Annotated in this window: 14 protein-coding genes and 1 pseudogene; 6 read left to right on the forward strand and 9 right to left on the reverse strand. The window is 61.0% G+C overall.

Annotated elements, in window-relative coordinates:
- The 4 genes from MOV61_RS24805 to MOV61_RS24820 all read left to right on the forward strand — a co-directional run.
- A partial coding sequence (locus tag MOV61_RS24805; RefSeq protein WP_247138501.1) for a uracil-DNA glycosylase family protein occupies nt 1-579 on the forward strand: 579 nt, incomplete at its 5' end.
- Nucleotides 580-627: 48 nt separating this feature from the next.
- On the forward strand, nt 628-1,116 hold the full coding sequence (locus MOV61_RS24810) for an Lrp/AsnC family transcriptional regulator (protein WP_007771498.1): 489 nt from the start codon (nt 628-630) through the stop codon (nt 1,114-1,116).
- Nucleotides 1,117-1,218: 102 nt separating this feature from the next.
- Nucleotides 1,219-1,635, forward strand: coding sequence for an ester cyclase (locus MOV61_RS24815; protein WP_247138502.1), 417 nt, complete (start codon nt 1,219-1,221; stop codon nt 1,633-1,635).
- A gap of 15 nt (nt 1,636-1,650) precedes the next feature.
- On the forward strand, nt 1,651-2,403 hold the full coding sequence (locus MOV61_RS24820; protein ID WP_247138503.1) for an AraC family transcriptional regulator: 753 nt from the start codon (nt 1,651-1,653) through the stop codon (nt 2,401-2,403).
- Here MOV61_RS24820 and MOV61_RS24825 read toward each other — a convergent pair.
- The 5 genes from MOV61_RS24825 to MOV61_RS24845 form a co-directional block, all read right to left on the reverse strand.
- Nucleotides 2,400-3,089 carry a DNA alkylation repair protein gene (locus MOV61_RS24825; protein ID WP_247138504.1) on the reverse strand — a complete coding sequence of 230 codons (690 nt, stop codon included), beginning with the start codon at nt 3,087-3,089 and terminating at the stop codon, nt 2,400-2,402. The genes MOV61_RS24820 and MOV61_RS24825 overlap by 4 nt on opposite strands.
- Nucleotides 3,090-3,096: 7 nt before the next feature.
- Entirely contained in the window at nt 3,097-3,969 is an 873-nt protein-coding gene (locus MOV61_RS24830) for an NAD(P)-dependent oxidoreductase (RefSeq protein WP_247138505.1), read from the reverse strand.
- A gap of 140 nt (nt 3,970-4,109) precedes the next feature.
- A complete protein-coding gene (locus tag MOV61_RS24835) occupies nt 4,110-4,520 on the reverse strand; it encodes a CopD family protein (protein ID WP_247138506.1) in 411 nt (136 codons plus the stop codon).
- Between the two features lie 2 nt (nt 4,521-4,522).
- On the reverse strand, nt 4,523-5,077 hold the full coding sequence (locus MOV61_RS24840) for a DinB family protein (RefSeq protein WP_247138507.1): 555 nt from the start codon (nt 5,075-5,077) through the stop codon (nt 4,523-4,525).
- 159 nt (nt 5,078-5,236) lie between these two features.
- Nucleotides 5,237-6,058: a class I SAM-dependent methyltransferase gene (locus MOV61_RS24845; protein ID WP_247138508.1), complete on the reverse strand. Its 822-nt coding sequence runs from the start codon at nt 6,056-6,058 to the stop codon at nt 5,237-5,239.
- A gap of 136 nt (nt 6,059-6,194) precedes the next feature.
- Here MOV61_RS24845 and MOV61_RS24850 point away from each other — a divergent pair, with 136 nt between their 5' ends.
- The gene (locus tag MOV61_RS24850) at nt 6,195-6,917 is read left to right on the forward strand and encodes a DUF2270 domain-containing protein (RefSeq protein ID WP_247138509.1); all 723 of its coding nucleotides are present in this window, start codon (nt 6,195-6,197) and stop codon (nt 6,915-6,917) included.
- Nucleotides 6,918-6,936: 19 nt separating this feature from the next.
- Here MOV61_RS24850 and MOV61_RS24855 read toward each other — a convergent pair whose 3' ends face one another.
- From MOV61_RS24855 to MOV61_RS24870, 4 genes are all read right to left on the reverse strand, one after another.
- Nucleotides 6,937-7,200, reverse strand: a complete 264-nt coding sequence (locus MOV61_RS24855) for an usg protein (RefSeq protein ID WP_247138510.1) — start codon at nt 7,198-7,200, stop codon at nt 6,937-6,939.
- A gap of 151 nt (nt 7,201-7,351) precedes the next feature.
- Nucleotides 7,352-8,182, reverse strand: coding sequence for an ABC transporter permease (locus MOV61_RS24860; protein ID WP_247138511.1), 831 nt, complete (start codon nt 8,180-8,182; stop codon nt 7,352-7,354).
- Complete coding sequence (locus MOV61_RS24865) at nt 8,179-8,961, reverse strand: ABC transporter permease (protein ID WP_247138512.1); 783 nt, start codon at nt 8,959-8,961, stop codon at nt 8,179-8,181. Before MOV61_RS24865 ends, MOV61_RS24860 begins: the two co-directional genes overlap by 4 nt.
- Nucleotides 8,962-9,081: 120 nt before the next feature.
- Nucleotides 9,082-9,861: an ABC transporter substrate-binding protein gene (locus MOV61_RS24870; protein WP_038542752.1), complete on the reverse strand. Its 780-nt coding sequence runs from the start codon at nt 9,859-9,861 to the stop codon at nt 9,082-9,084.
- 310 nt (nt 9,862-10,171) lie between these two features.
- On the opposite strand from MOV61_RS24870, the pseudogene MOV61_RS24875 reads away from it, so the two are divergent.
- A pseudogene (locus MOV61_RS24875) lies at nt 10,172-10,429 on the forward strand (OmpA family protein); the annotation flags it as partial.

The raw sequence follows: 10,429 nt of genomic DNA on the forward strand, positions 1-10,429 counted from the left end.
CCGGCGAAAGGCGAGGGCGACCGTCTGCCGCATGAGCCGCGGCCGGTCGCCGTGCTATCGAAGACGGCGAGGGTGCTGATCGCCGGGCAGGCGCCGGGGCTTCGGGTGCACGAAAGCGGGCTGCCATTCAACGATGCCTCGGGAAATCGGCTGCGCGACTGGATGGCGGTGACCCGCGACGAATTCTATGATCCGAAAAACTTCGCGATCGTGCCGATGGGCTTCTGTTTTCCAGGCTACGATGCCAAGGGCAGCGACCTGCCGCCGCGGCTCGAATGTGCGCCGTTCTGGCGGTCCCGGGTGATCGCCGCCATGCCGCAGATCGAACTGGTGATCGCCGTCGGCGGTTATGCGCAGGCCTGGCATCTGGGGAGCCGGCGAGGCAAGGGCATGACGGAAACGGTAGAGAACTGGCGAGACTATGTTTTCGCCAACCAGGGGCCGAGGATCCTGCCGCTGCCGCATCCGAGCTGGCGCAACACCGGCTGGCTCAAAAAGAATCCATGGTTCGAGACGGATCTGCTGCCGGTTCTAAGACAGCATGTGGATAGCTTGATACGGGAAACAAATTTCGGTTAACTGCCACGAATTCGGTGTATAACGAAAAATCATTTCGAAAGGACTCTGATGGACCGCCTCGACCGTAAGATACTACGCATTCTGCAGGAAGATTCCACTCTCGCCGTCGCGGACCTCGCGAAGAAGGTCGGCCTGTCGACCACGCCTTGCTGGCGCCGCATCCAGAAGATGGAAGAGGACGGCGTCATCCGTCGCCGTGTGGCGCTGCTCGATCCAGTCAAGGTCAATACCAAGGTCACGGTCTTCGTCTCGATCCGCACCGCCAGCCACTCGATCGAATGGCTGAAGCGGTTCTCGGAAGTGGTCGTCGATTTCCCGGAAGTCGTCGAATTTTACCGCATGAGCGGCGATGTCGATTACCTGCTGCGCGTGGTCGTGCCGGACATCGGCGCCTATGACGCCTTCTATAAGCGCCTGATCGCCAAGATCGAGATCCGCGACGTCTCGTCGGTGTTTGCAATGGAGCAGATCAAGTACACGACTGAGCTGCCGCTCGATTACATGATGCTGGATAACCAGAAGTCGGGCGAGGAATAGTTCGCCGTTTGGCGGATCGGGATCATTTTCTGGCAGGACGGGCCGAGTTGATACGGCCCGTTTTGTTTTATCTGGGCTTCATCGAAACAAATGGAGCTCGCCATGCAGGACCAGGCCAAGACCAATAAAACGATCGTCCGCGGATATATCGAAGAGATCTGGAACCGCGGTCTGATCGAGCGCTTCGGAAGTTTTTTCGCTGCCGAGTATCAAGAGGCCGCCTATTCGCCGGCGAATTCGGAAGGGCATTGCGCCATGGTGGCGGTGCAGAAGCGGATCATGCCGGATGCTGTCTGGACGATCGAGCGGATGGCCGCCGAGGACGATGGCGTCATGTGCGAGCTGACATTGTGCGGCACGCACCAGGCGGCTTTCAAGGGCGTCGAACCCTCCGGCAATCCCATCCGCGTGCGCGCCTACCGGAGCTTCGTCCTGAAGGACGGAAAGATCATGCATCATTCCGCATTGCTCGACACCGCCGAACTGCTAAAGCAGATGCGGGGACAGCAGGTCGCATAGGTAAGTCCGGCAGCGATGGCGACAATTTCTCATGCCTATCATCGGGTGTTCGACGAGCCGTTCGAGATCGAACGGGCCTTCGATGCCGATTACCTGCTTTACGCCTCGGCCGGCACCTTCGTTCTCGATATCGGCGACCGCCGCTGGATGCTGCCGCCGCAAAGGGCTGCGTTGATCGCAAGGGGAACGGTGATTGCGGTGCACAGCAATGGGGCGGCCACGGCGTCCTCGGTTCTGTTCGGCGATCGCGAATTCGGAGCGCCGCTGCCCGCCTGCCGGGTCTTCGGTCTTTCCGATCTGGCGCGGCAGATGATCCTGCACGTCATGCGTTGGGATACGGGGCGCCCCTCATGCGACGAAACCGCGAATGCCTTCTTCAAGGCGCTCGCATCCGTGGCGAAGGAACTGGCGGCGGACGAGGACGAGACGTGGTTGCCGAAACCGCAGTCGCCGGGCATGGCGGTCGCCGTCGCGCGGATGCTGGAACAGCTCGACCGGGATCTCGATTTCAGTGCTCTGGCGGAAGTTGCCCGTCTTTCGGAGCGGACGCTGTCACGGCGATTCGACGCAGAACTCGGCATGAGTTTTCGCGATTTCCGGCATCGGGCGCGGATGGTGAAGGCCAAGGAGATGCTGCTTGCCGGCCGGGAGCCGATAACGGAAATCGGGCTTGCCTGCGGGTTCGAAAGCACGAGTTCCTTCATCAAGGCATTTCGGACGTTTGCGGGCGCGACGCCGCGGCAATATCGGGCTGGTAAAGCCGGCTAAGCCTTCAACCGCGCCAAAAGCTTCTCGCCCGACAATTCCTTGAAAGCGTCCTTGCCGATCCAGCGGGCGGTCTTGTCCGGCGAGGCGGCGAGCTTTTCGGCAAGTGCCAGGGCAGGGACGTGGCAGGCACGGTTGCGCTTGCCGATATTGCGGAGCGCCCAGTTGACCGCCTTCCTGACGAAATTGCGCGGGTCGGTGCAATGCGCCTCGATCAGCGGCAGATAGGCGACGAAGGTTTCGTCCGGTTCCTGTTTGCGATGCACGGCGGCGCCGGCGATCATCGCGAACGCGGTGCGGCGGACGAATTCGCGGTCATCCTCGGCGAAATCCGCAACTAGCTCCTGCCAGTAGGGCGTTTCGGTAAAAAGGTCGGCGGCGGTGTCGACGATTTCCCATGAGGCAAAATCCTCGGCCCATCCGCGCGCCTCGGCCGGCGTCAGTACGGCGGGATCGGCGGTATAGATCGCCAGCATGCGGGCTTCACGGATGCCGGTGCGCCAGAGGCCCAGCGCCCGGCCGTGGTCGCGTTTGATGGTCCGCGCGATCTTCTGCAGGTCGGGATTGGAAATGCCGACGGCCTTGTCGGTGACAATGCCGAAACGGGCCATGCCGGAAATGTTCTCCTCCGAGCGCAGCGTTTCGAGATGCGCGATGATCCCGGCGACGTCGGAGGAGGGGCCGATCATGGCCGGCCTATTTCTTTTCGAGCCGGGCGAGCAGCGAGGACGTATCCCAGCGCTTGCCGCCCATCGCCTGCACGTCGCCGTAGAACTGGTCGACGAGGGCCGTGACCGGCAGCTTGGCGCCGTTGCGGCGGGCTTCGGTCAGCACGATGTCGAGATCCTTACGCATCCAGTCGACCGCAAAGCCGAAATCGTATTTGCCGGCATTCATCGTCTTGTAGCGGTTCTCCATCTGCCACGAACCGGCCGCACCCTTGGAAATCACCTCGATTACCTTTTCGATGTCGAGGCCGGCCTGCTTGCCGAAATGGATCGATTCCGCGAGCCCCTGCACGAGGCCGGCGATGCAGATCTGGTTCATCATCTTGGTGAGCTGGCCGGCGCCTGCCGGACCCATGAGGCCGACCATGCGGGCATAGGCGTCGATCACCGGCTTGGCCTTCTCGAACGTCGCCTCGTCGCCGCCGCACATGACGGTGAGCACGCCGTTTTCGGCACCCGCCTGGCCACCCGAAACCGGTGCGTCGACGAAGCCGACGCCTTTTTCCCGGGCCGCGGCATCGAGCTCGCGGGCGACTTCGGCGCTGGCCGTCGTGTTGTCGATCAGGATCGCGCCCGGTTTCATGCCGGCGAGAACGCCGGTCTCGGTGATTGTCACCGAGCGGAGATCGTCGTCGTTGCCGACGCAGACGAACACGAAATCGGCATCCCTGGCCGCTTCGGCCGGCGTCGCTGCGGCCTTGCCACCGAATTTTTTCGCCCAGTCCTCGGCCTTGGCAGCCGTGCGGTTATAGACGGTGACGTCATGGCCGCCCTTGACCTTGAGATGCCCCGCCATGGGATAACCCATGACCCCGAGACCGATGAATGCCACTTTCGCCATGCTGAACCTCCACAATTTTGTTGGGCAGAGGATTAGAGCAAAGCCGACGTCCGGAAAAGCGCAGTTCGGCGAAAAGCGTAGATTTCGATCGGCGGTTCCGTTGGCGGCACGCTGAAAATTGCCAAGGACCGGGCAGCAGGTCAGAACGGCTTGATGACCGCGAGCGCGACGATGACGACGACCGAGCCGAGGACGATCGGCAGACCGGCGCGCACGAAGGCCGGCGGGTCGAGATGCGGATCGGCTTCCATGCGGCGCATCCAGGCGCCCTGCATGCCGTGCAGAGCCGACAGCATGATGACGATCAGGAACTTGAAGCCGAACCAGCCGGAAGTGTAAAAACCGTAGCCGAAGGCGAGCCACAGGCCGAAAAGCCAGGCACCGCCGAGTGCGGCCGTGGTGACGGTGCGGTCATATCTTCTGAGCGCCGAGATGACGCCGGTGCGGATCGTCGGCGGCACCATGCCGATGACGAAGGCGTTGATCAGCATGCCGCCGATCAGCAGGAAGTCGGACAGAATGTGCAGGGCCTTGATGATGAAATACAGCATGGTCAACTCCAGATCATGGCTTCGGTGAAGCCCAGTTCGGCAAAATCTTGTTGTCTCAATTGGTCTTCGCCCGTGCAGAAGAACTCGTCGAGCTGCGGCGATTGAACGGTGGTTCCCGACAGCATGGCGTGAACCTGGCCGCGATGATGGATCTGGTGCTGGAAGAGATGCATCAGCAGCCGGTCGGCAGGCTCGACCTGCACGAAAGTGTTCCGGGGAATCCGGATCTCCTCGGCGATCGTTTTCTCATCCAAGCGTCGACAGTGATCGATGAGGCGGCGGTCGGCGGCGCGCTGTTGACGATCGAGATCGGCGAAGAGCGGACAGGGAATCTCCGGCTCGAAGGCGGCGGGACCGAGGCAATTGCCTTCGAGCGCGCTGATATAGAGCCAGTCGACGGTCAGGATATGGTTGAGGGTATGGATGATCGACGGGAAGAAGCTGACTCGCGTCGCATCCAGCTCTTCGCGCGAAAGCTCTCCGCAGGCTTTCAGCAGCCGATGGTTGGCCCATGCGTTGTTATAGGCCTGGGCAAGAAGATAGCGCTGCGGCGTCATCCGAATCCCTCCGTTGCGGAGGGCAAACTACCGATGAAGAGGGACGATGAGAAGATGGTTCGCGAACACTAGGATGATTTGGACGCTTGGTCGTGCTCGGCGCCTGTCATCACCTGTGACGGCGCCGAGAATTGCCATTGCGCTCTCAACCTGAGATTGTCATGACTTTACAATCAGCCGCGCGATCACCAGATGGCCCGGCGTCGGGTTGCCGTCCTGCATCCGCACGTTGATGTCGGAGATTTCGAGAAGCTCGAAACCGGTGGCGGCGAGGCGTTCGCGGACATAGGTTTCCGAATGGGCGAAACGCTGATGCGGGCCGACGATGTAGGGCCGGCCGGCAAAGCTCTCGTCGGGCAGGGTCTCCGAGGAGAAGATGAACAGGCCGCCGGGAGCCATGTTTTCTGCCGCGCCGAAGAACAGCGGTTCCAGCGCGCCGAGATAGGGCAGCACGTCGGTGGCGGTCACCAGGTCAAAGGGCTCGTCGTCGTTGTCTTCGAGGAAATCCTCGACTTCGGCCACGTAAAGCGTCTCGTAGAGATCCTTTTCGTGCGCGATTTCAACCATGTTCTCGGAAATGTCGATGCCGGTAATATCGTCGACCATGTCGCGCAGCGTGCCGCCGGTAAGCCCGGTGCCGCAGCCGAGATCGAGCATCCGCTTGAACGGCCCGAGCTTCAGCTCCTGCAGGCGCTGGCGCACGATGAGGGGCACCGCATAGCCCAGCTGCTCGACGAGAATGTCCTCGAAGCTTTCGGCATGCTGGTCGAACAGGGTTTCCACATAGGCGTCCGGCGCCTTGGGGGGCGTCTCGCCGCGGCCCATGGCCGCGATGCGCACGGCGGCACCGCCGTGGTCCTCGGGATCGAGTTCGAGCACCTGCTCATAGGCCTTGACGGCTGCGTCGATATCGCCCGCCTTCTCCAGCGCCAGCGCACGGTTATAGGCCTCTGCCAGGGCTTCCTCGTCGATCTTCTTCATGGCCAGCGTCCTTCTTTTCGCAGGCGGCTTTAAGCCGATAGCCGGCATTTGTCCATCAGGGGGAACGCGGCGGGTGCTCATTCGTTGAGAGGTCAAAGCAGAACGGCTTTTTGAGAACCACCTCCGGGAGAAGGTCATGCCAGCCGATGAGGGCAAAAGCGTGCTGGAGCAGAATGTCGAGCGGCGCGCGCCGTCGCTGCCGATGACCTCCGCCGAAAAGGCCAATGTGATCATCCACTATTACCGCGGCGAACTCGGGCGGATGACCAGTTGGCGCGACCGCATCGACCGCACCTCGAACTGGTCGATCACGGTGGTGGCGGCGCTGCTGTCGGTCTCGCTGTCGACGCCGACATCGCATCACGGCGTGGTTCTGTTTGCGATGCTGCTGATCTCGCTGCTTCTCCTGATCGAAGCACGGCGATACCGCTTCTTCGACGTCTACCGCGCAAGGGTCCGCAAGCTGGAACGCCATTACTTCGCGCAGGCGCTTTATCCGCAGGCGGACCTCAAGCCCGACTGGGCGCAGGCGATCGCCAGCAGCCTGCGCAATCCCTGTTTCCTGATCAGCTATCGCGAAGCATTGTTTCGCCGGGTAAGGCGCAATTACGTCTGGATGTACGCCATCCTGCTGATGGCGTGGCTTCTGAAGATCTCGACGCCCAAACTCCTGCCCAACGATACTGAGGCGGATGTCGTCTTTTCATGGTCGGAGGCGGTCAATAATGCCGCGCTCGGTCCGCTGCCAGGGTGGAGCGTGATTGCGCTCGTCACGCTGCTTTATGCCGCCGTGATTTTCTCAGCCCTGCATCGCGAGCCGGACGACGGCGAATTCGCTCATGGCGAAGTGCACGTCTGAAACGCGAGGCTGCTGTTTCTTAGTGCAGGATGATCTCGCCCTTGACGGCCCGCCATTCGCTTGCCGAGATCAGCTTGCGATGGACATAGCGGACGGAATGCAGGGGGCCGTCGAGCTTTTCCTGCCAGAATTTGAGAAAACCGTTCATCTCGGGAAAATCCGGGGCGAGGTCGTAGTCCTGCCAGACATAGCTTTGCAGCAGGGCGGGATGGTCCGGCAGGTGGTAGAAGATCTGGGCGGTCGTCAGCCCGTAGCCTTTCAGCATCATTTCCATTTCAGACATGCAAGCAGTTCCCGTTTGTTGTTTCGCGGTGACGTCGTTGCGTCACCCGATAGGAGAACATGCCATGTTTAACCGAAGCTTTACAATTCCACCTTAAGAGCACATTCGTGATAATTTACAGTATGTTAGCAGCTGTTTCGCCTGAGTGCTGCTAGCGCTTCAGATGGCGCGTCAGGCGTGCCTCGATGAAGGCCCAGAGATGCCGCAGCGCTTCGACGATGGCGAGGTAGAAAATCGCCGCCCAGAGATAGGTCTGATAATCGAACGTGCGTGAGAAGGCGTAGCGTGTCTCGCCCATCAGATCGAAGACGGTGACGATCGCGACGACGGCCGATCCCTTGATCAGAAGCACGATTTCGTTGCCATAAGGGCGCAATGCGACGATCAGCGCCTGCGGCAGGATGACCTTGCGGAAGGCGTTGCGTTTGGAAAGGCCGAGCGCGGCCGCACCCTCGTGCTGGCCACGCGGTACGCTTTCGATCGCGCCGCGCAGGATTTCCGCCTGATAGGCGGCGGTATTGAGCGTCAGCGAGAAAAGGCCGCAATACCAGGCTTCGCGAAAGAACCACCAGAGATCGACGGCTTCGAGTTGCGGCTTGAAGCTGCCGAGCCCGTAATAGATCATGAACAGCTGGGCGAGCAGCGGCGTGCTGCGAAACACGTAGACATAGGCATAGGCGAGGCCGTTCAGCGCCTTGTTTCTCGACATCCTTGCGAAGGCGATCGGTGCCGACAGCACGGCCCCGAGGATGACGGCGAGGCCGACCAGCGAAATGGTGGTCCAGAGGCCGTGGAGATAGCGCGGGCCGTAGCGCAGGAATTTATCCTCGTTCCAGCCGTTGATCATCATGAAGACGAGCGCGATCGCAAGGGCTGCCCAGACGAGCAGGACCAGGATGCCGGCAATACGCGCCGGCGCCAGCTGCCTGCCGATCAGGGCTGGAGGCGCGCGTGGCGGGATCAGTTCCTTGACGTAACTCATCGACGGCCCTCCGAACGTTTCGCCCAGCGTTCGATGAAGCCGAGCCCAACGGACGAGACCATCGCGAGGATCAGATAGAGCAGGCAGGCGATGCCGTAGAAGAAGAAAGCTTCCTTGCTGACGCGCGCGGCAATGCCGGTCTGGCGCAGGATGTCGGCAAGCCCGATGACCGAGACATAGGACGTGTCCTTCAAGAGGATCAGCCAGAGATTGGTGAGGCCGGGCAGTGCGATACGGATGAGCTGCGGCAGGATGACAAGAAGCATGGTGCGCGAGCGGTGAAGACCGAGCGCATCGCCCGCCTCGTACTGGCCACGCGGGATCGCCCTGAAGGCCGACAGCAGGACCTCGGAGGAATAGGAGGAGAAGACGACAGCGAGCGCCGCCATGCCAGCGAAAAAGGCGTTGATTTCGACACGCCCAGCGTAGCCGAAGGAGGCGAGCACAGCCTGGATGAGGATTTGCAGGCCGTAATAGACGATGAACAGGGTGAGCAGTTCGGGTAGGCCGCGGAAGATCGTCGTGTAGATGCCGGCGGCAAGCCTCAACAGCTTGTCCTCGGACTGTGCGGCGAGCGCGATCAGGAAGCCGATGACCAGCCCGACAGGCAGCGTCGCGAGCGCGAGCGTGATCGTCACCTTGACGCCGAAGGCGATCTCGTCGCCCCAGCCGGCCTCGCCGCAGGCAACGATGCTACTGGAACCGAACAATGAAAAAAGCCCGACGGGCCCGCAAAGCGGATCCAGCGCCGAAAGGAGGGCGGAAAAGAATCCGCTCATAAGGTCGTTTTCCCCTGCGGCCTTTTTGTGTGCCGCTTTTGTCTTGTATTGACGCCATTAAAAAGAAAAACGGCGGAAGGGCAAGCCTCCCGCCGGGCGTTAACCGGGTTCTCCGGTCGATTACTTGCCGTAGGCGTCGAAATCGAAATACTTGTCGTTGATGGCCTTGTATTTGCCGTTGGCGCGGATCGCGAGGATCGCGGCCGAGAACTTGTCGGCCAGCGCGGTTTCGCCCTTGCGGACCGCAATGCCCGCACCTTCGCCATTGATGTCGACGTCGATCGGCAGGGGGCTGAGGATCTTGCAGCACTTGCCGGCGTCCGACTTGATCCACTGCGACAACACGACGATATCGTCGATGACGGCATCGATACGACCGTTGGTGATGTCGAGCTTGTATTCGTCGGCAGTCGGATAAAGCTTCAGCTCCGAGTCGGGCATATGCTTTTCGGCATAGTTCGAATGGGTGGTGGAGCCCTGCGCGCCGATCGTCTTGCCCTTGAGGCCGGCGGCAGTCGCTTCCTTGATCGGCGAATCCTTCGGGACAGCGATGGCCGGCGGGGTGTTGTAATATTTCTTCGAGAAGGTGACCTGCTCCTTCCGCTCTGGGGTAATCGACATGGAAGCGATGATGGCATCGAATTTCTTCGACTGCAGCGCCGGGATGATGCCGTCCCAGTCATTGGTGACGAAGGTGCAGGTGACCTTCATTTCGTCGCAGAGCGCCTTGGCGATATCGATGTCGAAACCGGTGAGCTGGCCGTTGGCTTCCAGGTTGTTGAAGGGCGGGTAGGCGCCTTCGGTGCCGATCACGAGTTTCTCCTGAGCCATCGCCGAACCGGCGAAAAGCGACAGAGCGGCGATCGAGGCGGCAGCAAGGAATCGGGTGGAAATGTTCATGTTGATCCTCTCTGTTGGCAACCCTGCGGTGTTGGTCTTTTTCGGCCGCAGGAAGACGGGGCACGCATGCAGGCGCGCCCCGAATGGATTTTTAGATACCCGCTCGCACAAAATTGCAACGGCATTTTACGTGCACGTCTGCCTGGGTTTTGTCGATGAACAATACATTCATGCGAGGTTCAGGCCGTCGGCAACAGGCTGCAACGGAACCATTTTGGTGCAATACAGTTGAGCCGCCGCGTAAGTCCGCCGAAAAAGGCAATAAAGGACGCGCATGAAAGGGATGACACCCCTAGAAGAGGAAATGTCCATGTCGAAAAAATTTAGACTGTTCGCCAGCGTCGCAGCACCTCTCATATCGCTGCCGCTGATGCTTCAGCCGGCCGGTGCCGCCCCCTTGAGACCCGCTTTGGAGATGAGACCCGCCATCGAGGCCGGCCGGATGCCGGGCGTCATCGAGGTGCAGCAACAGGTCATCATTCCTCCGGATGCGCAGGAAGGCGAGGGGCAGCAGCGCCCACGCCGCAAGCCCCAGGAGGGGCAACAGCAGGCTCCGGCCGAACGGCCG

The sequence above is a fragment of the Neorhizobium sp. BETTINA12A genome (assembly GCF_023006485.1).
GTDB lineage: Bacteria > Pseudomonadota > Alphaproteobacteria > Rhizobiales > Rhizobiaceae > Neorhizobium.

Excerpts from the sequence above, each read along its gene's own strand:
- MOV61_RS24810 (WP_007771498.1), top strand. The coding sequence starts at position 628 with ATGGACCGCCTCGACCGTAAGATACTACGCATTCTGCAGGAAGATTCC.
- MOV61_RS24815 (WP_247138502.1), top strand. The coding sequence starts at position 1,219 with ATGCAGGACCAGGCCAAGACCAATAAAACGATCGTCCGCGGATATATC.
- MOV61_RS24820 (WP_247138503.1), top strand. The coding sequence starts at position 1,651 with ATGGCGACAATTTCTCATGCCTATCATCGGGTGTTCGACGAGCCGTTC.
- MOV61_RS24825 (WP_247138504.1), bottom strand. The coding sequence starts at position 3,089 with ATGATCGGCCCCTCCTCCGACGTCGCCGGGATCATCGCGCATCTCGAA.
- MOV61_RS24830 (WP_247138505.1), bottom strand. The coding sequence starts at position 3,969 with ATGGCGAAAGTGGCATTCATCGGTCTCGGGGTCATGGGTTATCCCATG.
- MOV61_RS24835 (WP_247138506.1), bottom strand. The coding sequence starts at position 4,520 with ATGCTGTATTTCATCATCAAGGCCCTGCACATTCTGTCCGACTTCCTG.
- MOV61_RS24840 (WP_247138507.1), bottom strand. The coding sequence starts at position 5,077 with ATGACGCCGCAGCGCTATCTTCTTGCCCAGGCCTATAACAACGCATGG.
- MOV61_RS24845 (WP_247138508.1), bottom strand. The coding sequence starts at position 6,058 with ATGAAGAAGATCGACGAGGAAGCCCTGGCAGAGGCCTATAACCGTGCG.
- MOV61_RS24850 (WP_247138509.1), top strand. The coding sequence starts at position 6,195 with ATGCCAGCCGATGAGGGCAAAAGCGTGCTGGAGCAGAATGTCGAGCGG.
- MOV61_RS24855 (WP_247138510.1), bottom strand. The coding sequence starts at position 7,200 with ATGTCTGAAATGGAAATGATGCTGAAAGGCTACGGGCTGACGACCGCC.
- MOV61_RS24860 (WP_247138511.1), bottom strand. The coding sequence starts at position 8,182 with ATGAGTTACGTCAAGGAACTGATCCCGCCACGCGCGCCTCCAGCCCTG.
- MOV61_RS24865 (WP_247138512.1), bottom strand. The coding sequence starts at position 8,961 with ATGAGCGGATTCTTTTCCGCCCTCCTTTCGGCGCTGGATCCGCTTTGC.
- MOV61_RS24870 (WP_038542752.1), bottom strand. The coding sequence starts at position 9,861 with ATGAACATTTCCACCCGATTCCTTGCTGCCGCCTCGATCGCCGCTCTG.